Here is a 22,439-nt window from a genome sequence, read left to right as displayed (position 1 = left end):
TCGATGTTCGATATCCGCATATCGTCGGTGTATTCGAAATAGGACTGGAGCCCGTGCTGTTTCATGTTGGCTGCACAGAGCTTTTCAAGATCGTCAGGGCGCAGCGTGCCGTCTTCAATATTCCTGCTATCAACACCTGTTCGTGCGATCATATCCTTGATGGCTATGTCTTCCGGCATTTCTTCATCTGAGATCGTTAGAACCGGATCCCGCAATGCGATGTGATTTGCCAATCCTCGCGCTTTAGCAGACTTCCCGTGACCTGACGGCCCAATCATTAAACCGAAATCACCGGGAACAATCCGCCCCATGATGTCATCGAGCGCTCTGATACCCCAGTCATGGCCCCGGCCAGTTCCATTGCGGAGTGTTTGGTCTTGGTCCTTGATTGCCCGCTGACCGGCCTCGTGAATGGATATGCCAACCATAGGCCGTTGAGCCGCTGCCATGTTTGCAAGGAATGCGGAACCCTCCAGCGCCAGTTCCTCTCCTGATTTCCTGCCGTCGTTGAGGTCTTTCATCAGCTTGGAGGCAAATTCACTGAGACGAAGCCTTGTGGCTTGGGCACACAAGATTTCTGCCAGCTCGTCTTGGCTTAGGTCTCCTTTCGCCTTCTGCATGCAGACTGTCAAAAAGGCAGGCAGGCCCGGAATACCAAAGGCCGAAGGATCAATTTTCACCGCTTCCCGTAAAGCTGGAACCGATAGTGTTGTCCCAGACTTGGAAAGCCTCACCATGCCTTCCCAGATCATGCGTGTGAGCCGGTTTGTGAAAGCTTCGGGCGGCACACGGGTTTGATAGGCTGCGATACTTGGCGGTGATTGAAGGATAAGGCCAATGAACTCGCATTCGTTGTCGGGGAAGCCTTCGATCATGGTCGGTCCCAAGCAATATTTTCGATCTGTTCAATCAACTGTTCTTCACTCAGGCCCATCCAATCGAGCTTGTAGTGTTGGACCAAATCACGGATGTGATAGGCCAAGTTACTTTCGCGTTCTCTTTGCTTGTTCATCCGGTGCTTATTGACCGGAGAAACCGAAACGAGCGCCTCAACGTCCGGAAATACGTGGTCGTGATACTTGTTGCGTGTGGCGGTTTGCTGAGGTCGCCTGATCATGTCCAACACCTCACGGGCTCGCCAACTCATATCTATTTCTGGCGACATGCCCTGCCCTGTTGCAATGCTTGAGATATTGGTCGGCTCCGAACCGACAACCTTTGCAACGGTGCCTTTAAGTGGTCCGCCCTGAACAACGTCTAAGCCATTGATGTTGCGCGTGGCCGAAGCAATACGCAAATATTCGATTTGACCGGTTTGGGGATGGGGTTTGTGATCCAGAGCAGCAAAATGATCAGTGCATTGAGGATCAGACGCAGGTTATGACCGGCTGCGGCCAGCAGGGCGTTGATGGCATCGCCATTTTTGCCATTGAGGAAGTTCCGGTCAAGTCGTCCATCTGTTTTCATGTGGCCGATGGTGGCCTCGATCGCTGATCGTCGTTTCAGCTCACGCTTCATCTGTGCCGTCAGCCCGCGCTTCTGGCCGGAGATCATGACCTTGGCGTCGCCCTCATAATCATGCCCCCGATAGCCACGGTCCACATAGACACGCTCAGCTTTGGTGCCGCAGACTTTCTCAGCCTGACTGATGGTGTCATTCAAGGTGTGCCCATCATAGGGATTGCCCTCAAAAGCCCTCGCCGCAAGAACCAATCCTTCCCGATTGGTCGTGGCAATGCCAACCTTGGCCCCGAACTCGTAAGGTGTTCGCGCCTTGCCCTTGGCAATACAGGCCACTTCCGGCGCATGCATGGAATAAATCTTGTTTTTGTCCTTGGGGGTCTGGGCCAGAAGCCGCTCCACCAGTCCCAGCAGACGGGAGAACCGGTGCTCAAGACCTTCGTTGCCTGCGATCTTGCGGGAGATGTCGCGATAGACCCGGCCCAGATAGGTCTTCAGCTTTTTGAGTTCCCGGCGCATCCGCTTGAACTGTTTGGCATGGGCATAACGGCCCGCCATCAAGGCCGCCTTTTTGGCAACTCTGGTATGGCTGCGACGCAAGATGATGCCGGCCCTCTTGGCCTGGCGCACCAGAAGCTGCAAGGCCTTGTGATAAAGACGGCTATCGGTGGGATGGGCAATGGCTTTGGGTTGAACGGTCGTATCAACCAAGACCCGCTCAAGGCTGCTCTTCTTGATCGTCCCGCTCTCAATCGCAACACCTACCGTAGCAGAAAGAAGCTTTTCCATTCCCTCAGGACCAATCCGTTTGCGCCAGCGGGTCATGGTTGAGGGATCAATGGGGAATTGGTGCTGGAAAAACTCAAAACCGCAGAAAGACTGCCAGTAGGGGTTTTCAACCCAACGCTCAACCGTCTCTTCATCGGAAAGATCGTACATGTGCTTGAGAAAGTGCAGCCCGGCCATCAGACGCGTTGGTTTGGCCGGTCGTCCCAAGGGGCGATAATGCCTGCCGAACTCCGCATCAAATTCATCCCAAGGCATCAGACCAGACAGCCGCACCAACGAATGGTTCATATCGATGATTGCGGCCAGGCGTTCCTTGAACAGATCGCCACACCGTTTGTTGCGTTTTGAAGGTCTCATGAGAATATGCCAGAAAATGCGTGCTTCGGATCAACTAACCGGCATATTCACACATCCAAAACCCAATGGGTATCCATACTCTTCAATCAGTTAAGGGGTTTTTCAGCGCGAACTAAGTGCCTTCGGCCCAGCAATCGCACCACCACCCAACAGGCTCAGAAATCCGCGCCTTGAACTGTTCATGCGGCGATACCTCCAAATCTCTTGTGAAAGTCGTTCCAGTTGTCGAGAGGGTCAGTGCCGTTCCATTCGGTCGGGTTCATCCCGGTAACGATGCCCTCTTCCTGCACACGGCTTTCAAGGCTCAGCCAAGCTTTTCGGCCCGGCGGTTCCCTCCATGTCTTCTTATGATCGTCAAACTCGATATCGCCGTCTGGAAAGCCGACAATGCGTTCGACTTCAAACGGTGGGATGAAACGCTTCATTCCGGAGGTGGACATCATGGGCCAGATCGGAAATTCCCGACCGGCGATATTCCACGCACCATAACCACTTTCGACACCTTCACAGGCTCCAATCGTGGTGCAGCCATCTGATTGGAACAGCCGGATTGCTCCGCCCTTTTCAGCGCATGGTCCGAGCCCTTTCTTGATCTTCGCTGATCCTCCCCCTTTGAAGTGGTCCATCGTTATGTTTAGGAAAACGGAGGATCAACATGGCTACGAAACGTCACAAGCCAGAAGAAATTGTCTCGAAGTTGCGGCAGGTTGAAGTCCTTGTCGGCCAAGGCATGCCGCGCATTGATGCCATTCGGCAGGTTCGTATCACCGAACAGACGTATTACCGGTGGCGAAAGCAGTATGGTGGGATGGGAACCGACCAACTGAAAGAACTCAAACGCCTTCAGAAAGAGAACGAGCGGCTGCGCAAGGCAGTGTCTGACCTGACCCTGGACAAGTTGATCTTGTCGGAGGCCGCAAAGGGAAACTTCTGAGCCCCGCCCGTCGTCGAGCCTGCATCAATCACATTCGTCAGCATCTCGGCGTGTCAGAGCGCCGAACCTGTCGTGTTCTGGGTCAGCACCGGTCTACGCAGAGGAAACCTCCAGCAGGGCGTGCTGACGAAGAACGTCTTGTGGCGGATATGATCGCACTCGCCCGTGAGTTTGGCCGTTACGGTTACAGGCGTATTGCAGCTCTGCTCAGAGATGCTGGTTGGCATGTGAATGACAAGCGTGTTGAGCGGCTGTGGCGACGAGAGGGGCTGAAAGTGCCAATGAAACAACCGAAGAGAGGGCGGCTCTGGCTGAACGACGGATCATGTGTCCGGCTGCGGCCAGAGTATCCCAATCATGTCTGGAGCTATGACTTCGTGCACTGCCGAACCAATGAAGGAAAAGCGTTCCGGACACTGAACATCCTGGACGAGTATTCCCGAGAGTGCCTGGCAATCCGGGTGAAGCGAAATCTGAACTCCACCGACGTGATTGATGTGCTAACGGATCTCTTCATCCTGCGAGGTGTTCCAGCCTACATCAGATCAGACAATGGGCCGGAGTTCATTGCTCAGGCAGTCAGGGACTGGATCAACGCTGTGGGTGCAAAGACCGCGTACATCGAACCAGGTTCGCCATGGGAGAACGGATACTGCGAGAGCTTCAACGCCCGCCTCCGAGATGAGCTACTCAATGGTGAAATCTTCTACAGCTTAAAGGAAGCACAAATCCTGATTGAACAATGGAGGAAACATTACAATACCAAACGCCCACACAGCGCCTTGGGCTACCGACCACCGGCACCAGAAACCATCGTCCGGATGGACCAAAGCCCAGTCATGCACTAACAATCAAAACGGACCACTCAGGTGGGGCTGATCAGTGGTACGAGCATGAAATCGAGGAATGGATGCTTTCCCAACCAAGGGTCAACTACAAGGCAACGGCTTAGAAAAGCGGGTATATTGCTTTTGATCCAGCCTTTTACATAAACAAAAACAACGTATTATGTATTTATTGTAACCGTCACCTCTTCCGCCACCTCCCCACATTCCATTGTTCCACACCCGTCGCCCATAGGATCGTCAGCCAGTGTTGCTGGCAGCACCTATAACAGAGCTATGATTTCAGCTTGCTGGATGATCTCCAGCCTCAAAAATGACAGGCTGGCGGGCTTCAGCGGCTCGACGCACCGGCTCACTGCGCGATTGCCCCTTCCCTTTCAAAAGTAAGAACACACCAAAGAGCGGGAAGGCGATCACCGTCAGAATGCGGTTGAAGAGAAGGTCCTGCCCGACATTTGACGTGACTTGGTTTCTGTATTTACCTTCCAGCATGACTAACCGTTCAGGCGAATTGACTGCGAAGAAGTGATAGTTCTGTTGTCGAACCGATCCATTTGGCTGATAGCTAATACTGCAGTTCTGAGAAATGAAATTGGTAGTCTTACACTCGCGCTCTGAAGTCAAAATCAGAGCAGATATCAAGTTCTGAGACCCCAGATGGAAGTCGGCTGCGATATTAACTTCGCTCCAAAAAATCAGGTGCTTCCTTCTTCACGTTGGCAAGCAAAAGCCCGCGGCGCTTTAGAGCCGCGGGCTATGAAGGTGTAGAGAGTAGATTTTAGGCTGCTTCACCTTTTTGGCTTGTCAGGTCCCGGACACCACCAAGGAACGCCGAAACTTTGGAGCGCAGATCAGCAGCATTTTCTTCTAGATCGACTGCCGCAACATCGACTGTATGAGCTGTTTGTTTGGTGCTTTCAGCTGCTTCGGAAACGCTGTGAATGGTCTGCCCCACTTCAACAGAACTTTGCGAAGCCTGTTGAGCATTGTGTGCAATCTCTTGCGTTGCTGCACCTTGCTGATCCACAGCCGATGCAATTGAGGAGGCAATTTCGTTCATCGTGCTGATGATGTCAGTCACGGCACCAATCGCGCCGACGGCTTGTTCTGTTTCGCCCTGAATGGCAGAAATTTGACTGGAAATTTCTTCGGTTGCCTTTGACGTTTGGTTGGCCAGCTCTTTAACTTCAGCTGCAACAACCGCAAAGCCCTTACCGGCTTCTCCGGCACGGGCAGCCTCAATGGTCGCATTCAAGGCCAGCAAATTGGTTTGCTCGGCAATCGCCTGAATCAAGGTGACCACCTCACCAATGCGCGCAGCTGCGTCTGACAACCCATTCATCCGCTCATTGGTCGCAGAAGCCTCAGTTGCCGCTTTCGCTGCAATTTCGCTTGAGGATTGCACCTGACGGCGGATTTCGTTGACAGAAACTGACAATTCTTCAGCAGCAGCAGCGACGGTTTCGACATTGCTGGACGCCTGAGAAGACGATTTGGAAACAATGCCAGACTTTTCAGATGTCTGTTCTGCGCCAATCATCATTTCCGACGATGCGGTTTTCAGATGACCAACTGACAGCTCAATCGTCTGCATTAATTCGGTTATTTGGCTATCAAAATCCTGGCTCAAGCGGCGAACTTGCTCGCCAGTCTGAGCCGCCAATTCCTGATCCGTTTTTTGACGAAGTTCCAGTTCCTTGCGCGCCGTTTCATTGGCAACAAAGACTTTCATGGCAGCGGCCATTTTGCCGATTTCATCGCCGCGTTCCGCTCCGGCGACGACAATGTCGGTGTTGCCATCAGCCAAAGAGCTCATGTTGGTAGTGAGTTCACGTAGAGGACGTACAAGGCTGCGAATAGCGAGAAGCGCAATCACACCTGCTGCCACAGCGCCGAGCAGGGTCAACGTTAAAGTCACCATGGCTTGTTGCCAGAAAGCCGAATTCAGATCCTCAATGTAGACACCGGTTCCAAGCATCCACTGCCAAGGCTCAAAACCAACTGCATAACCCCATTTTTCAATCGGTTCGTCACCGGACGCCCGGGGCCACAAATATTGCAAGGTGCCACCACCATTTTGAGCGCGGTCTACGAGTTCGGTTATAACCCGAACACCGTTGGCATCTTCAAGACTTGCAAGATTTTTGCCGATCAAGCTTTCTTTGACATGGGAAACCGTTACCGCATCGTAATCGAATACGAAAATATAATTTGTGCCTTTTTCGAAGCGCATGGCCGAGATTGCATTGACCGCTTGTGCTTGTGCATCCTCACGGGAAAGAACACCAGACTGTTCCAGTTCATAATAGCGCTGAGCAATGTTTTTGGCTGTTTGTGAAATATCTTCGATTTTCACCATCCGCTCGGTGAACATCGCCTCCTTGAGGGATGAAAGCGACACGACAGCGAGCGCTGCTGTGAAAAGCGCGATAACGCAAACAGGTGATAATATTTTGAGGGCCAGAGGCCAACGAGCTAACGACATGGTTCACTAATCTCCCGATAACAGTATGCGAGAGACTAGATGCAAATATTAACAAAACACCTAAGAATTACCGATAACGAAATACATTATCGTTACATATTATTACTTGACGTAACGTGAATTGTGAAAAATCACACCCGTTAATCAATTGAATATGAGGCAACCGTCTCACAGCACCGCGTCATTCAGCATTTCAATCGCGTTCACGCATATTGCACATTACCGAGAAATCCCGGTTCCGCGGTGCGCATCCCATGGTGAATTGTCATCGAAGACAATGTTTTTTCCTACCCGAACAAATTTGATGATAGGCGGAAAGGCTTCTTAACGAAATCGGACCTCGCCATGCACTTGCTAATAAATGGGTTCGGTCGCATTGGCCGGACCGTTCTGCGCCAACTCCTTGCCCTTCCTGCTGATCGCAAACCCAAATCGATCTGGCTCAACGACATCGCCGGTCTTGAGACCGCTCTCTACCTTTTTAAATATGACAGTGTATTTGGCCCTTATCCCGGTTCTGTTGAAGCGTCCGCAGATGGATTTGTGATCAATGGACAGCGTGTTTCCTTCACGTCCGAACCCGATATTTCCATTCTCGACCTCTCCCAGATCGACCTTGTCATGGAGTGCACAGGCAAGGCTCAAACCCGAGAAATTGCAGAGCGCGGTCTGAAGTCAGGCGCACGCCAGGTGCTGATATCAGGCCCCTCGCTCGCTGCGAATAGAACACTCGTGCTTGGAGCCAATGCGGATAATCTTGGTGATGAGAAAATTGTCTCCAATGCATCCTGCACCACCAATGCACTGGCCCCATTGCTCAAGGGGCTGGATGATCGCCTCGAAATTGAGCATGGGCACATGACGACCATCCATTGCTATACCGGCAGCCAGCCCATGGTTGACGCGCCTAGAGGTGCTTTGGAAAGAAGCCGCGCAGGTGCGGTCTCAATGGTGCCGACCACAACAAGCGCTGCAAGGCTAATTGCTGAAATTCTTCCAAATCTGAATGGCCGCATGACCGCTTCTGCCGTCCGCGTCCCAACCATCAGTGTGTCAGCGGTCGATCTGACGGTCACTGTCAAAAAAGAGCTGCCGACGAACATCAATTCTTGGCTTCAAGGGACTTATTCTAAAAGCAAAGTGGTCGGCTTTACACATGACCCTGTTGTATCAACAGATATGAGAGCGCGCCCGGAGTCGCTGATCATCGCCCTGCCTGAGACCATGCAAAGCGGTCGTCATCAACTTCGGTTGTTCGGTTGGTACGACAATGAATGGGGCTTCTCCGCCCGCATGATCGAAATGGCGGAAAAGATGATTACCCGATAAATAATCCTGCCGCTATTACGGCAGGAGGTCCTTCAACCGGTAATACGCAATTCGCTCGACCTGACGGCAAGCTTCAGTGAACTCCGTTTCACGATCATTGTCGATCCGCCGATGAAAGGCTTTCATGATTGAAGCCTTGTCATGATCACGAACGGCGATGATGAACGGAAAGCCATGTTTCTCGACATAAGAATTGTTGAGGCGGGTAAACGTCTCTCGCTCTTCGTCTGTTAGCATATCCAAACCAGCGCTGGCTTGCTCCGAAGTGCTTTCTGAAGTCAAACGCCCGGCTTGAGCCAGTTTGCCTGCCAAATCAGGGTGCGCTGTCAAAACGCCCAAACGCTCCTGCTCATTGGCTGTTCGAAACATACGGCACATTGCGTTATGCATGCCGGACGCACAATCATGTGCTGGCCCTAACTCAAGATCATGAGCGCGTTCAGCTATCCAGGGTGAGTGTTCAAAAATCCCGCCATAAACTGAAACAAATTCATCCCGATCCATGGTGCTCGACTGGACCGTTTTTCCAGGTGGGTGAAGAGCCTTCCAGTGCTCGGCAATATCTATGCGGCGCGGACACCAGACGTTTTCATGTGACTGGATATGCTCAATGAACCGACGAAGCGCTGCCAACTTGCCCGGTCGTCCAATCAAACGGCAGTGTAGCCCCACCGTCATCATCTTCGGCGTATCTGTTTTGCCTTCAAGATAAAGCTCGTCAAAAGCATTAATCAGATAATTCGCAAAGTCATTGCCATCCGTCCAACCTGGAGCCGTTGCAAACCGCATGTCATTGGCTTCCAGTGTGTATGGAATGATCAGCTGATCCCGACCCGATATAGAGAGCCAGTAGGGCAGATCGTCGTCATAGGTGTCTGAAATATAGTCAAAACCACCTTCCTCAGCCACCAGACGGACGGTGTTTTCAGAGCATCTGCCCGTATACCACCCACGCGGACGCTCACCGACAACTTCGGTGTGAAGACGGACCGCTTCTGCGATCAAAGCACGCTCTTCTTCTTCCGACATGTCCTTGTGCTCGACCCATTTAAGGCCGTGGCTGGCAATTTCCCAACCCGCCGCCTTCATGGCCTCAAGCTGTTCCGGACTGCGGGCGAGCGCAGTTGTAACGCCGTAAATTGTCAACGGTATATTGGCGCGGGTGAACAGCCGATGGATCCGCCAAAAACCGGCCCTGGCGCCATATTCGTAGATGGACTCCATATTCCAATGGCGCTGCCCAGCCCATTGGCTAGCCCCCGGAATATCAGACAAGAAGGCTTCAGAAGCCGAATCTCCGTGAAGCACGCAGTTTTCGCCACCTTCTTCATAATTGAGAACAAACTGAACAGCGACCCTAGCGTTGTTCGGCCATTTTGGATCCGGCGGATTCGGACCATAGCCTCGCATGTTTCTAATATATCGCGACACCTTGCTGTCTCCCTCACCATCCCAAGCCCACGGCCAATATGGGTTCAGCAACTGTATAAACCAGAATTCGCTTTTGAATTTCAGGTGATATTTGAAGGTGCTTCGCTTTCGACCCGCACCTGTTCAACCGACGCCTTCAATGCCTTTTCAATATGAGGCACGACAAAATCTATAAAGAGCCGAACTTTCGGGTCCTGATATTTCTTGTGCGTGTACAGGAAAGCCATCTGGACTGGAACTGGCGGCTCATTTTCTAGAACCGTTCGTAGCGCTCCATTGGATAGGTGTTCGGCGACCTCGAATACCGGCTTGAGGATGATGCCATGACCATCCAGCGCCCAACTGGTGAGGACATCTCCGTGATCCGATTCAAATGGGCCGCGCACGGCGACCTTCTTTACACCGGATTGGCTTTGCAACATCCACTGGAACTCGGGCGCCCCGGGATAGCGAATATTGAGGCAATCATGGGTTCCATCCACCAGCTCCTCGCTGGTCTTCGGCACCCCTTTGCGTTCCAGATACGCGGGCGACGCGCACAAGACACGATCACAATCCGCCACTTTTCGAATGCGAAGGGAGGAATCTTCTGGCACTCCCAAAAAGAAAGCCGCATCGAGTCCTTCACCTGCTAGATCAACCTTACGATCTGACAGCCGGAGGCGAATATCAATAAGTGGATTGTCATTCTTGAACAGCGGAATCAACGGTGCCAAGAAACGCTGCCCGAGCCCAATCGGCGCAGCAATGAACAAGGTTCCTCTTGGCTGCCGGGTCACATTCGAAATTTCCGCTTCCGCCTCCTCAACTGCATCAATGATCTTTACAGCGCCGTTGTAAAACAGGTTCCCCTGTTCCGTCGGACTCAAGGCGCGCGTGGTGCGTTGAAACAGCCGAACATTTAGATGTTCTTCAAGTTGGGAAATCCGCGACGACGCGACAGCTGATGAAATTCGAAGGTCCCGCGCAGCTGCTGACATATTACCCAGTTCATAGACCCTTATGAACGTGCGGATGTTTTCAAGGTAGGCCATTCGTCGCCCATTTTTCCGTTATTTTTGAAGCTGCTCGGATTTTGTTGAGATACAAGGTAATTCAGATTCGGGATAATGTGCAGCCGATCTATGGGAGGAAACGCAAAATGTATGATATCGCCATCATTTGGGATTGGCTAGCTTTTGCTGTTCGATGGCTCCACGTCATAACTGCGGTCGCCTGGATCGGGTCTTCTTTTTACTTTGTGGCTCTGGACCTTGGCTTGCGCAAGACACCCGACTTGGCAGAAGGCGCGCATGGAGAAGAATGGCAAGTGCATGGCGGTGGGTTCTACCACATCCAAAAATACCTCGTTGCCCCGGCAAACATGCCCGACCACCTGACATGGTTTAAGTGGGAGAGTTATTCGACTTGGCTCTCAGGCGTTGCACTCCTGATGATCATTTATTGGGTCGGCGGCGAGCTCTATCTGCTTGATCCGGAAAAAACCGACCTTGCGTTGTGGCAAGGGATTCTGATCTCAGCCGCGTCGCTGACGATCGGCTGGCTGGTTTATGACTTCCTCTGTAAATCCGGTCTGGCTGAAAAACCGACCCTGCTCATGATCTTGCTGTTCGGTCTGCTTGTGGCCATGGGGTATTGCTACAATCTGGTGTTTACCGGCCGGGCAACGATGCTGCATCTGGGCGCTTTCACAGCCACAATCATGACTGCGAATGTCTTCTTCATCATTATTCCAAACCAAAAGATCGTCGTTGCCGACCTGATCGCCGGTCGCAAGCCCGACGCGAAATACGGCAAAATCGCGAAGCTAAGGTCCACCCACAACAACTATCTGACATTGCCAGTCGTGTTCCTGATGCTGAGCAATCACTATCCTCTTGCCTTCGCATCGGAGTACAATTGGGTGATTGCAGCGCTTGTGTTTCTGATGGGCGTCACCATTCGGATCTACTTCAATACAAAGCATGCTCGCGCAGGAAATCCCACATGGACTTGGGCGGTTACCGCAATCCTCTTCATTCTCATTATTCAACTGAGCATGGCACCGCTATGGTCCGACGATAGCTATGACCACTCCGAGAACCGACCACTAACCAAGACTGAACAAGTCTTCGCTAACGCAGCGCATATGGATGATGTGATGGCAATTGTTCCGGGACGCTGTGCGATGTGCCATGCGCGCGAACCCTATTATGAGGGCATTTATTGGGCACCCAAGGGTGTCGTTCTGGAAACAAAAGCAGATATTGTCGCTGCAGCGAATGAAATTTACCTTCAGGCGGGTGTCACAAACGCCATGCCGCCTGCAAATGTTTCGCATATGGAAACCAGCGAGCGACAGACCATCATCGAATGGTACCGTGATGCCAAGTCAAAAATGCCTTTTGGTATTGCATCTAATTGAAGTTCAAAGGCGACTATTTCGTTGGGGTCACTGATTGGATCGTCTTTTGTATGGCTTCCATCATATCCATCATGCGAAACGGCTTCATCAAAATTCGCTGTTTTGTCCGCACCACGGAATCCCGCATGGCTTCATTCGGTATGTTGCCAGTCATGAATATGAAGGGTGGCGGTACATTCTTGTGCTGGAAGCTTCGATACACATCCAACCCACTGCCCTCACCCAAGTCCACATCACACAGAACAATATCCCAGAGCTCACCTTGCTTGGCACCCGCCTCTGCAACAGTTTTCGCTATATCGACATTGCATCCAACCGAGCGCAAGTGTTCTGTCAAGAACCCAAATTCGTCTATTCGGTCCTCTACGATAAGTATACGTTTGCCCGACAACCCTTGAGTTTCATCAGCTTCCAAGTGCGAGGCCATCGACGTGTGACTTGAGTGCTCTGCCACCGGTAGCACCAACGCTGCTTCTGTGCGTCCCGGTTTAGACGAAATTTCGAGCCGCCCATTTGCCTGTGCCGCAAAACCTTCCACCATGGCCAACCCTAGTCCTGTTCCACGCCCTCGACTTTTTGTCGAGTAAAAGGGCTCCCGAACCAACGACAAGGCGTTCTCCGGAATACCTGGCCCATCGTCGACAACAGCGATCCGCACATTTCCTACCCCATCTGCGCTGGAGAAAATCTTTACGCGGGAGCCACCTCCCATGAGGATGGCATCTCGAGCATTGGAAACCAGATTTAGGACAGAGGTTTCAAAGAAAACCGGATCAACAAAAACGGTAACTTCCGCATCTGATTTCATAGTCAGTGCGATATCGCCATCAAGCAGCGACGTACCAGTTTTCTCCAATCCTTCGAAAAAATCCGGTAGGAACACACGTGCTTCATTTAAATGACGCCGGCGAGAATACATCAGCAACTGGTCTGTCAGAGTTGCGGCGCGGATATACGTATCCAGTATTTTATCCACGTACCGCGCACATTCTGCATCTGGTCCACTCTTCAAACGAGCCATCTCAGCGTTACCTGAAATGATGTTAAGGACATTGTTGAATTCGTGCGCGACGCCTCCGGAAATTTGACCAAGAACACGTAGTTTCTCGTAGTGCATCTCGTGTTCTTTCGCTTGAATGATCTGTTTGTGCATTCGGATCATTTCCGAAAAAATCGGCGACAGAAAAAAACGATAGACATATCCCACGAACAGCAAGAGAAACGCACCAATAAAGAGCAAAAGATACTGGGCAATTTGTGTGATGCGCTCACCAACCAAGGTCGTTTGCTTCACGAAATCCGAAGCCGGGCGCAGATAGTTTGAGCTTAGAAAATCGATTTTCAGATCGGCATCCCAAGTCGTGATGCCCATGGGCATCAGCTCAAGCGGAAGGGACGCATAGTGCTCAAGCTTGGATCGAATGGCTTTCGGAACTTTTGATTGCGATACAAGCGAACCGGTTATGCGATCGTCCAGCAAAAAAAAAATGTTTTGCTTTCGCCCATCGCTTGTTCAATTCGTCTCTCGTAATCTTCAGATTCTTCGAGTTTTCGAGCAACTTCGTTTTGGATGCGTTTGGCCATTCTCTCGTTTAGAGATCCATCCCGACGATCGATAGGCTCAAACGTGACAAGTTTCTCGATCCGGCGCCAGACATTGATGTTTTCATTCGCAAGAACGACGATTTCAAACATCGTCCGCTGCATTCGAAACACCTCATAAGTAAACAAACAGCTGACCACGACCAGCGCTGAAATCAACATCATCGCATAGGATGCTTGGCGTTGGTTGCTTGAAAAGGCCTTCAGTGAGTCATATTGCCCCGAGGACGCTTGCAAGTCTTTTGGCTGCAGCTTCTGGGTCAATTTGTTCATTATCCCACTCACGTTTTGCGACGGCGGCCATTGCGGAAAAACGATGACGCCAAACATCACCGCCGGTCCAGATGCGGTTCTCTATTCGGTCCCAGCTCTCCGCCACTGCCAAAGAACAAGGTCCCAACCGTGACAGGTCTGCATCTCTTGTCACCGGTACGCCGCCCTTCCGGGAGATATATTCAGCTGAATTTTCGGGAGAAAGGATAGCTTTGACAAGTTTATCTTGTCCGATACGAACACTTTGATCGTTCGTTTCGGGCAATACAAAACTATCCATTCCCCAAATAATGAAATTCGCGCCAGGTGATCGTTTGCAAACGATTGCCTCACGATCTGGAAATTCCGGTACGATGTAATCCCCGAGAATTTGGGCAAAAGCCGTTCCGTCAGCTACAACTTCTGTCACTTCTTCCCAACTCCGGTCGTCATCATTCGGATCGGCAAACATTTTAAGCTGCGCAAAAGTTGTAAAGGCAGTCTTGAATTTGGGAACTAGGTGATCAACCGAGGTCTGAGGCGACATGACAAGTCGAAATTCATCTGCGGTCAAAACCGAAGACAAAATGGAGTTAAACAACACACGCAACTGCCATTCCTGATTTGAGGCAGCAATCAGGTAAACACCATTTTCCGACAGAGTTGTTCCGAGAGCGATCAGGTCATCCCAAGTCTCCGGTATCTCAATGCCCACTTTCTCAGCAATCCGCCGATTGTAGACAATATGGTTTTGTGTATGGATCCCCACTGGTATTCCAGCGAGTTCTCCATCGATTTCAACAAGTTCAATGACTTTAGGATGCAAACGGTTCGTGATTTCCAGCGTAAGCGGAATGCGCCGGATAGCATCCCCTCCAGCCAAACGCCGCATTTCCTCCCCAACTATCCATTGCACTGCAGTTGGTGGATCATCCAATGAAAGTCGATTTGAAAATTCTGTTTGAATACCCTGAAAATTGTTGTCGATTGCGTAATCGTACCAATCGACACCATCAGCAATTAGCGGATCGCGAAATGCGCCAAGCGCATGTTGCTCACTGTCTGTCCGCCACATGTGGAGCATCTCAACGCGCGGAACTTCATCTGCGGTAGTTTGACCGGAAGCAAACAGGGTAGCCAGCAGAAATGCAATATATACAGGACGCATTTTCAATCCCTGAGAAGATCGAAGTATCCATTTTCTATATCAACATTGAGAAACAAAGCAAAAGCCCATTCATGAATATCTGAAGGGCGAGCGAAATAAGATCAAATTTACAAATCAGAAGTTTATCATCATTCTACAGCAACCGCCTGATCATCGTTTATTGTGACAAGGGTGGTGATGCGAACTGATGATTTCGCTCAAACTACGACCAATACTCGTGAATGGACCGTGTAACTGCGCACCTTCTCAGTCATGCAGTTATGCTCTTGCTTCAGTCTGCTTAGTGAATTTTCGTCCCGCCGAGCCACACAGCCTTCACACCGAAGTCGTAATCAAGCGCAATAAAGTCGGATCGCGCACCTGCTTGAAGAGTACCTACCTGATTTGACCTGCCGATAACTTCCGCAGGATATCGTGTGGCCATCCGCAAGGCTTCCTCCAAAGAAACACCTACCTGCTTCACCATCACACGTAGCGAAGACGAAAAATCGACGTCTGCGCCGGCCAGAGTGCCGTCTTCGAGCGTAAGCCGTCCGTTCATTCTAAAGATAGTTCTACCGCCCAGCTCAAATCGGGTCTTCTCAGTTCCAGCTACCGACATGGCATCGGTGACCAGATATATCCGAGCAGGGTCCTGTTTTGCACGCATCGCTAATTGTATGGCGGCAGGATCAACATGGATCCCATCTGCGATAAGTCCGACATGAAGACTGCCGCAATTGAGTGCAGCCCCAACCATGCCGGGATCGCGATGCTGCAGCGGGCTCATAGCGTTGAACAAGTGCGTGACACTCGTTGCTCCCGCCTCTGCCGCGGAGATGGCAACATCATAGGACGCCCCGCTATGACCAAGGCTCACAACAGCCCCATAACCAACCAACTTAGCGATTGTCTCAACAGGGACAGTCTCCGGCGCAACAGTAATCAAGAGATTTGGCAAGTCGGACGCCGCTGCCGCATAAACCTCAAGGTCTTCATAGGTCATGGGTCTGATGAGCTGCGCATCATGAGCGCCTTTTCGCGCTGCACTTAAATGCGGCCCCTCCATGTGAAGGCCATGAAATCCTGGAACTTGAGCCTTCCACGCCGCGGCTCCAATCTCAGCAACGCGCTGTGTGTTGTCAGGAGCATCAGTGATCAATGTCGGCAGCAATGCCGTTGTACCGAGGCTGATATGGGCAGCACAAATTTGGGCAACGTCGTCGACGTTTTGCACATCGCCCAACATGATGCCACCGCCGCCATTAACCTGTAGATCTACAAAACCCGGAGAGAGCAGGACATCTCCAAGGTCTTCAACAGGCGTAGCAAGGTCTTCAACAGGCGTAGCGGTGTCAAGTTCGGCAACAGGTTGCACCGACACGATCTGCTCACCAGACACAACAACGGCGTGGTCAGTTAAAACTTGATCACCATCAAATATACGTTCCGCGCGATAGGCTTTGCAGTCCATGGTCATACGGTCTGTGTCACCTTCTTGAGAAAACGCGGAGTATCAGGGTTCAATCCGCGATGCAGGGCGAATTGTTCGATAAAGCTATAGAAAGACACGATCTGAATGAGCGCATCGGTCAAGGGGTGCTCATCCTCAACATGAGGCAAGGCCTTCGCAGCTTTTACCTTCGACGATGTTGCAAAAACAAGCGCGCCATTTCCCGAGATGGAATCCGCCGTTTCGACCAAGCCTTCTTCTGCTTCATCTCGAGACGCCAGCGCCAAAACTGGATACTTCTCGCCAACGATGGAAACAGGTCCGTGCAAAACTTCCGCAGAAGAATATGCCTCGCCGTGAATTTGGCAAGTCTCTTTGAACTTCAACGCGGCTTCATGAGCAACAGCAAAACCGGGCCCACGACCAATGACATAGAGCGAGCCATGCGCGTCAACCGCACTGTTCATCGAAGTCCAATCCTGATCGATTGCAGCTTCAAAGCGGGCTGGCAGGCGTTTCAAGGCAGCTCGCAAATCTTCATCATCTGACATTTCCGCAATCAACATGAGACCGGCAACGACTGATGATACGTAGGTTTTGGTTGCTGCAACGCTTAGCTCTGGCCCGGCAGCGATATCTATCGCGTTGGTACAAACGCCGGCGAGCGGAGACCCCTTCGTGTTTGTCAGACCAATGGTTGAAACACCCTGTTCAGTTGCATCCTGAACCAATGACAAAATATCAGGGCTGGCGCCAGACTGGGAAATCGCCAGAACGCAAGCACCGTCCAAAGCAACCCGTTTCTTGTAAACAGATGTGACTGACGGCCCAATTGAGGCGACCGGCTTACCAAGGTAAATTTCGACTGCGTACTTGAAGAAAGTCGCCGCATGATCTGAAGAGCCGCGAGCTACTGTCGCAAAATATTTAGCATTGCGCGCTGTATCTGCCGCCTTGCGAACAGGTTCCAAGCTTTCCTGAAACAGTCGTTGTGTTGCTGCAGGGATTTCCTGAATCTCACGCCGCATGTGAGTTTCATTCGTTTTGAGAGCTGAGCTCTGCATATCAGTTAGCCTCATCGGAAATTTGGAGTTCGGCGATGAAGTCATACGCATCGCCACGATAGACGGAGCGGGTAAATTCAACGACCCGTCCTGATGCAAGATAAGAAACGCGCTCAATTTTAAGCCCGGCCGCCCCAACCGCCACGCCAAGCAGGTCTGCATCCTCAGTTTCTAAATTACGGGCAGAAATTCGCTGGATCGCCCTGACCGGTCGAAGGTCAGCACGCTTCAGTTCGTCGTAGAGGGAGACAGTGACTTTGGTAGGATCAGGGACAGAGCGTTCGGATAAAGATGCACGCTCGATCGCCATCGGAGTGCCATTGGCTTTCCTAAGCCGGTCCACCCGGGCAACACGTTCGCCGACCGAAAGACCCAAAGTGAAGGTTTCCTCGGGAGAAGGAAGAAACAAACCACGCGTCAACCACTCACTGTCTGCTGTAAGTCCGCGACGCGCCATATCTTCTGTGAAAGACGTCAGGCTCGAGAGCTTTTGCTCAACTTTCTGGACCTTAGGGGCTACGAAAGAGCCACTACCGCGCCTTTGGACGACGACCTGGTCTTCGACCAAGCCTGACACTGCCTTTCGAACAGTGACGCGAGAAAGATCCGTGATTGCTGCAATTTCACGCTCTGACGGAAGCGACTGGTTCTCTTTCAACACACCAGCTTGTATCGCCTCCTGTATCCGCTCTCTTAGCTGCAGATATCTCGGGCCGCTCCCGTTCTCCAGCCAGGACCTGTCTTGAAGCATCGATACAAAATCTGACATGAAGCGCGGGCGTCCCGTTTTAAATCACGACAATACCTTTATAATACCAATATTGAAAAATGCGAAGCCAATTTTCCGAAGAATTTTATTAGGCGGTTCGTCTTCAACTAGAAATTGGGTCGAATGAATATAAATTCAAAGACTTGCGCCACCCGCAAGTTTCGGCAATATGAGCCTAAAAGTCACGGATACCCATCCATGTCACTGCCACGCACAGAACTAAGAGACCCAGACGCTATCGGACTTGCCAAAAGCTCCGATGAAAACATCCTTGGCCTTTTGCTCGAAAAGCAAACTGAAGCACTGAATGCGGTTCATTCCGCATTACCCCAACTGGCCAAAGGCGCGTCACTCATCCAAAAGGCAATCATAGAGAAACGGCTGATCGGATACGCAGGCGCCGGAAGCGCCGGCCTTGCAGCACTGTGCGACTATCTCGAATTGCCGGGAACATTTGGGTACCCGGTGGATCGCCTGCGGATGCTGTTTGCAGGCGGAATAGACAATCTCAAATCCATGAAGGGCTCCATCGAGGACTCTCTGGAAGGGGGCACAAACGATTTCGCAGCTTCCGGTCTGTCGGAAAATGATTGCCTCATTCTCATTTCTGCCAGCGGAACAACGCCTTACACCCTAGGTGTACTGAATGCAGCTAAGGCGGCAGGGATCACGACCATCGGACTGGCTAACAATCCCGACACTCCGCTCCTGCATCAATCCGATGTTCCGATTCTTTTGCAAACCCAACCTGAGATTATTGCAGGCTCAACGAGATTAGGCGCCGCCACAGCTCAAAAAGTTGCTTTAAACATGATGTCCACTTTGGTCGCATTGCGGCTTGGGCACGCCGTGCGCGGACATATGGTCAACCTCGTTGCAGACAACGAAAAACTTCAAATCCGAGCTACCCGGATTATCATGGATATTGCTGGTTGCGACATCGAAACCGCACAGTTTGCGCTCAAGCAAACCCTCGGCGATGTTAAAGTTGCAATCCTTATGGTTAGAGATGATCTGCCAGTGGATATTGCCCGCCAGAAAATCGCTGAATGTGACGGCAATCTCAGACCATTGCTCGACATTTCAACGACCTCAGACACCTAATTCGTTAAGAAATAAAATCTCTCCAAATTTTTAACAGGAACCTGATTTCCTTTGTAATTATACCCCTGTAGCCAGTGCCGGGCACCATCGCAGCCCGTCGAAAATTGATACCAATCAATCTTTTTTATTTACTCACATAAAGATTGGTCTAATATTGGTATTAAAATTTAGTCATGCTGCTGGGAACAAAATGACGACGTGTTTCGACATTGGGGGGTCATATTTGAGGTTCGGGCGCCGTCTGGCAGACGGAACGGTCCCGGAGCTTGGCCGTGTCCCAACACCAAAGGCCGATTGGGACGCATTTGTGAGCGCAATCCAGTCTGCAGCACCAGATGCGGGCCCGATCTCTATTTCTTTGGCAGGTGCGTTTGACGCAATCTCAGGCATTGCAGACGTCGCCAACATTCCCTGCCTGCATGGCCGCAAAGTCGCTTCTGACCTTGCAAAAGCGATTGGGCGTCCAGTTCAAGTCACAAACGACGCAGACTGTTTTGCGATCGCCGAAGCACGTCTGGGGACTGGGGTCGACAAACCCGTTGTGTTCGGACTGATCCTTGGAACTGGCGTCGGTGGTGGATTGGTAATCAACAATCACCTTGTTCCAGGTTATGGTGGAATATCCGGAGAATGGGGTCATGGTCCAATGGTTGATCCCACCGCGGGTGGTACCATTAATGGTATTGATCCGATCAAATGCGGATGCGGGCGTACTGGCTGTGTAGATGCGTATGGTTCTGCTCGGGGAATGGAGAAAATCCATTTCATGCTGCATGGCGAAGATATCAGCAGTCTGGAAGTTACCGGTCGCTGGCGCGACAAAGACCCAAACGCCGCCAAGACAATTGACGCCTACACCACCCTTCTGTCACGGCCACTCTCAGCAATCATCAACACGCTCGGGCCTTATATCGTCCCTGTCAGCGGCGGCCTGTCTTCCGACGCAGAATTACTCGCCGAAATTGACCGGAAAACCCGCGCAAGAACGCTCGCAAGATATGACTATCCACTGGTGGTTCGTGGCACGCATGCGGCCAATGGTGGTCTCGTCGGTGCCGGCTTGATTGCCCAAGACGCCACAATGGAGGCTGCGTAATGAGTGCTCCACTGCTTGAAGTGTGTGTTGACACAATTGAAGGGGCTCGTATTGCAGTTCAAAATGGTGCAGATCGCATCGAGCTATGTGCCAGCCTTGCTGAAGGCGGCCTAACACCTTCAGCGGGTTTCCAGAAATACGCATCAAAACTTGACGTTCCAGTTTATGTCATGCTGCGCCCTAGGGGCGGCTCATTCATCTATTCCGATGATGAGAAAAACGCCATACTAGAAGATGCTAGGACAGTTCGGCAAAACGGAGCAAAAGGGATTGTCGTAGGTGCCATCACCACCAATCACACTCTAGATACTGTCTTCTTGAAAGACGTCGTTGAAATCGCTGGACTACCCGCAACACTTCACCGGGCCTTCGACACGGCAAAAGACCCATTTAAAGCCCTTGAAGAAGCAATCGATCTCGGGTTTGAGCGTATTTTGACATCAGGTCAGCAGCCAGTGGCTGCAAAAGGCACCGAGCTCATGCGAGACCTTGTTTCAGCTGCTCGCGGACGTATTTCCATCATGCCGGGCACTGGCATCACCCCTGACAACGCTGCGCAGATTATTAACGAAACGACAGCGGATGAAATCCACTCTTCCTGCTCCGCCCTTCGTCAACCTGCAGATTTGAGAGACAGCAATGTCATTCTCGGGTTCGTCCCGGCGGGCGGGGAAAAAGTGACCGACGCGAGACTCGTTCAAGAGATGAAATCTGCCATTAGCCAAATTTCGAGGATCGCATCATGAAGGTTGGTTTCGTTGGCCTCGGCGCTCGAATTGCAAATGTGGGGGCTTATTTTAAAGCCCACAAGTCGGATATGGACTTCGTTGCCTATGTCGACCCGACACCAGCCGGCCTCCCTCATGTTCGCAAATATGCTGGCTCAGAACCTGCCCAATACGAAACTCTGCAGGAGATGCTGAACCGGGAAAAACTCGATCTATTGATGATCGGGTCACCGAACTTCATGCATATCGAGCATTTGCGTATCGCTCTCCAGTCTGAGGTGCCACAGATCTTTGCCGAAAAGCCAATCGTTGTCGGCGAAGAAGAGACCTTTGAGCTGCTGGAGTTGATGAAGGCGCATGGTGGTGCCAAACGGGTGCTGGTTGGCCTGGTCCTGCGGTATTCCCCCCTTTACGTGGCGCTGCGTAAGAGCCTTGACAGTGGTCAAATTGGCAAGATTGTCTCAATTGAGGCGGCGGAGCATATTGGCCCCTATCATGGCTCCTTCTTCATGCGGGACTGGCGCCGATATTCAAAGTACTCCGGCGGCTTCATGCTGGAAAAGTGCTGCCATGACCTCGACCTTTATCAAGGTGTTGTCGGACAGCGTCCACGCTACGTCTCCAGCTTTGGCGGGCGAAAAAGCTTCGTTCCGGAAAACCAGCCGGAAACTCGCGAAAAGTTCCCGCAGCCGGACGCCGGAGATCGGGTCGACCCATTCACACCCCGGTGGGGAGGCGGCAATGCTGACTTTGAATCGGACGGCGATATCATCGACTACCAGACCGCACTCGTTGAATATGAAGACGGCGCAAACCTGTGCTTCCACACCAACATGTTTGTGCCTGACGAGTTTCGCCGGTTTGCCGTGATGGGCACAAAAGGCATTGCGGAAGGCGACTTCATTCGCAACTATTACAAGGTTCACGACGCGTACACGTCGCGCTGCCTGATTGACATGCCAGAGGTCGGCCAGGGGCACTCCGGCCATTATGGAGCCGACGACGGCATGGCACGTGATCTGGTTGCCTATTTCGAAAATGGCGGAGACTTGCCTGTCAGCGTTCTCGACGCACTGGAAGCTGGCCTCACCGCGATAAAAATGGACGAAGCCCGAAAATCTCGCGCTGTCATCGACATGACCGAGACATGGCAGAGATTTGACAGCTACGGGCTGGTTTAGGAGGAAAT

The 22,439-nt window shown here is 51.6% G+C and carries 21 protein-coding genes; 7 read left to right on the top strand and 14 right to left on the bottom strand.

Features of this window, described 5'->3' with window-relative positions:
* The 4 genes from TRICHSKD4_RS26105 to TRICHSKD4_RS26090 all read right to left on the bottom strand — a co-directional run.
* Window positions 1–875, bottom strand: an 875-nt coding sequence (locus TRICHSKD4_RS26105) for a DnaB-like helicase C-terminal domain-containing protein (protein WP_040617431.1), incomplete at its 3' end; no start/stop codon positions are given.
* Window positions 872–1,297, bottom strand: a complete 426-nt coding sequence (locus tag TRICHSKD4_RS26100) for a hypothetical protein (RefSeq protein ID WP_040617430.1) — start codon at window positions 1,295–1,297, stop codon at window positions 872–874. The genes TRICHSKD4_RS26100 and TRICHSKD4_RS26105, both read right to left, overlap by 4 nt.
* Entirely contained in the window at window positions 1,258–2,607 is a 1,350-nt protein-coding gene (locus TRICHSKD4_RS26095; protein ID WP_009465529.1) for an IS5 family transposase, read from the bottom strand. Before TRICHSKD4_RS26095 ends, TRICHSKD4_RS26100 begins: the two co-directional genes overlap by 40 nt.
* 179 nt (window positions 2,608–2,786) lie before the next feature.
* Window positions 2,787–3,233, bottom strand: a complete 447-nt coding sequence (locus TRICHSKD4_RS26090) for a virulence-associated protein E (RefSeq protein ID WP_009760293.1) — start codon at window positions 3,231–3,233, stop codon at window positions 2,787–2,789.
* A gap of 29 nt (window positions 3,234–3,262) precedes the next feature.
* Here TRICHSKD4_RS26090 and TRICHSKD4_RS29830 point away from each other — a divergent pair.
* A protein-coding gene (locus TRICHSKD4_RS29830; protein ID WP_085979601.1) for an IS3 family transposase occupies window positions 3,263–4,389 on the top strand; the annotation gives its coding sequence in 2 pieces (ribosomal slippage) (window positions 3,263–3,527 and window positions 3,527–4,389; 1,128 coding nt in all).
* A 279-nt stretch (window positions 4,390–4,668) separates the two neighbouring features.
* On the opposite strand, the gene TRICHSKD4_RS26075 is transcribed toward TRICHSKD4_RS29830, so the two are convergent.
* Together TRICHSKD4_RS26075 and TRICHSKD4_RS26070 are read right to left on the bottom strand one after the other, a co-directional pair.
* Window positions 4,669–4,878: a hypothetical protein gene (locus TRICHSKD4_RS26075; protein WP_009760292.1), complete on the bottom strand. Its 210-nt coding sequence runs from the start codon at window positions 4,876–4,878 to the stop codon at window positions 4,669–4,671.
* A 286-nt stretch (window positions 4,879–5,164) separates the two neighbouring features.
* Window positions 5,165–6,871 (bottom strand): methyl-accepting chemotaxis protein, encoded by a 1,707-nt coding sequence (locus TRICHSKD4_RS26070; protein WP_009760291.1) that lies wholly within the window; start codon window positions 6,869–6,871, stop codon window positions 5,165–5,167.
* 345 nt (window positions 6,872–7,216) lie between these two features.
* On the opposite strand from TRICHSKD4_RS26070, the gene TRICHSKD4_RS26065 reads away from it, so the two are divergent.
* On the top strand, window positions 7,217–8,200 hold the full coding sequence (locus tag TRICHSKD4_RS26065; protein ID WP_009760290.1) for a type I glyceraldehyde-3-phosphate dehydrogenase: 984 nt from the start codon (window positions 7,217–7,219) through the stop codon (window positions 8,198–8,200).
* Window positions 8,201–8,215: 15 nt separating this feature from the next.
* On the opposite strand, the gene puuE is transcribed toward TRICHSKD4_RS26065, so the two are convergent.
* Both puuE and TRICHSKD4_RS26055 read right to left on the bottom strand, forming a co-directional pair.
* Entirely contained in the window at window positions 8,216–9,610 is a 1,395-nt protein-coding gene (gene puuE / locus TRICHSKD4_RS26060) for an allantoinase PuuE (protein WP_208993203.1), read from the bottom strand.
* 101 nt (window positions 9,611–9,711) lie between these two features.
* Window positions 9,712–10,665 carry a LysR family transcriptional regulator gene (locus TRICHSKD4_RS26055; RefSeq protein WP_009760288.1) on the bottom strand — a complete coding sequence of 318 codons (954 nt, stop codon included), beginning with the start codon at window positions 10,663–10,665 and terminating at the stop codon, window positions 9,712–9,714.
* 107 nt (window positions 10,666–10,772) lie between these two features.
* On the opposite strand from TRICHSKD4_RS26055, the gene TRICHSKD4_RS26050 reads away from it, so the two are divergent.
* Window positions 10,773–12,035, top strand: coding sequence for a urate hydroxylase PuuD (locus TRICHSKD4_RS26050; RefSeq protein ID WP_009760287.1), 1,263 nt, complete (start codon window positions 10,773–10,775; stop codon window positions 12,033–12,035).
* 13 nt (window positions 12,036–12,048) lie between these two features.
* Here the strand turns inward: TRICHSKD4_RS26050 and TRICHSKD4_RS26045 are convergent, their stop codons facing one another.
* From TRICHSKD4_RS26045 to TRICHSKD4_RS26020, 6 genes are all read right to left on the bottom strand, one after another.
* The gene (locus tag TRICHSKD4_RS26045; protein WP_009760286.1) at window positions 12,049–13,515 is read right to left on the bottom strand and encodes a response regulator; all 1,467 of its coding nucleotides are present in this window, start codon (window positions 13,513–13,515) and stop codon (window positions 12,049–12,051) included.
* On the bottom strand, window positions 13,497–13,910 hold the full coding sequence (locus TRICHSKD4_RS26040; protein ID WP_139052278.1) for a hypothetical protein: 414 nt from the start codon (window positions 13,908–13,910) through the stop codon (window positions 13,497–13,499). The genes TRICHSKD4_RS26045 and TRICHSKD4_RS26040 overlap by 19 nt, the downstream gene beginning before the upstream one ends.
* Window positions 13,849–15,057, bottom strand: coding sequence for an ABC transporter substrate-binding protein (locus TRICHSKD4_RS26035; RefSeq protein WP_009760284.1), 1,209 nt, complete (start codon window positions 15,055–15,057; stop codon window positions 13,849–13,851). Before TRICHSKD4_RS26035 ends, TRICHSKD4_RS26040 begins: the two co-directional genes overlap by 62 nt.
* A 280-nt stretch (window positions 15,058–15,337) precedes the next feature.
* Window positions 15,338–16,516 carry an N-acetylglucosamine-6-phosphate deacetylase gene (nagA, locus tag TRICHSKD4_RS26030; protein WP_009760283.1) on the bottom strand — a complete coding sequence of 393 codons (1,179 nt, stop codon included), beginning with the start codon at window positions 16,514–16,516 and terminating at the stop codon, window positions 15,338–15,340.
* Window positions 16,513–17,517, bottom strand: a complete 1,005-nt coding sequence (locus tag TRICHSKD4_RS26025; RefSeq protein ID WP_168157078.1) for an SIS domain-containing protein — start codon at window positions 17,515–17,517, stop codon at window positions 16,513–16,515. Before TRICHSKD4_RS26025 ends, nagA begins: the two co-directional genes overlap by 4 nt.
* Window positions 17,518–17,554: 37 nt before the next feature.
* Complete coding sequence (locus TRICHSKD4_RS26020; RefSeq protein WP_009760281.1) at window positions 17,555–18,322, bottom strand: GntR family transcriptional regulator; 768 nt, start codon at window positions 18,320–18,322, stop codon at window positions 17,555–17,557.
* A gap of 198 nt (window positions 18,323–18,520) precedes the next feature.
* Between TRICHSKD4_RS26020 and TRICHSKD4_RS26015 the strand changes: the two genes are divergently transcribed.
* The 4 genes from TRICHSKD4_RS26015 to TRICHSKD4_RS26000 all read left to right on the top strand — a co-directional run bounded on the left by TRICHSKD4_RS26015 (window position 18,521) and on the right by TRICHSKD4_RS26000 (window position 22,431).
* On the top strand, window positions 18,521–19,426 hold the full coding sequence (locus tag TRICHSKD4_RS26015; protein WP_009760280.1) for an N-acetylmuramic acid 6-phosphate etherase: 906 nt from the start codon (window positions 18,521–18,523) through the stop codon (window positions 19,424–19,426).
* A gap of 190 nt (window positions 19,427–19,616) precedes the next feature.
* The gene (locus tag TRICHSKD4_RS26010; protein ID WP_009760279.1) at window positions 19,617–20,522 is read left to right on the top strand and encodes an ROK family protein; all 906 of its coding nucleotides are present in this window, start codon (window positions 19,617–19,619) and stop codon (window positions 20,520–20,522) included.
* Window positions 20,522–21,268 (top strand): copper homeostasis protein CutC, encoded by a 747-nt coding sequence (locus TRICHSKD4_RS26005; RefSeq protein ID WP_009760278.1) that lies wholly within the window; start codon window positions 20,522–20,524, stop codon window positions 21,266–21,268. The genes TRICHSKD4_RS26010 and TRICHSKD4_RS26005 overlap by 1 nt, the downstream gene beginning before the upstream one ends.
* A complete protein-coding gene (locus TRICHSKD4_RS26000; RefSeq protein WP_009760277.1) occupies window positions 21,265–22,431 on the top strand; it encodes a Gfo/Idh/MocA family protein in 1,167 nt (388 codons plus the stop codon). The genes TRICHSKD4_RS26005 and TRICHSKD4_RS26000 overlap by 4 nt, the downstream gene beginning before the upstream one ends.
* Window positions 22,432–22,439: the final 8 nt, after the last annotated feature.

Origin of the sequence: Roseibium sp. TrichSKD4 (genome assembly GCF_000148725.1) — a bacterium.
Classification (GTDB): Bacteria; Pseudomonadota; Alphaproteobacteria; order Rhizobiales; family Stappiaceae; genus Roseibium.
The sequence above is the reverse complement of the archived record's forward strand: the minus strand, read 5'-3'. Positions and strand labels throughout refer to the sequence as shown.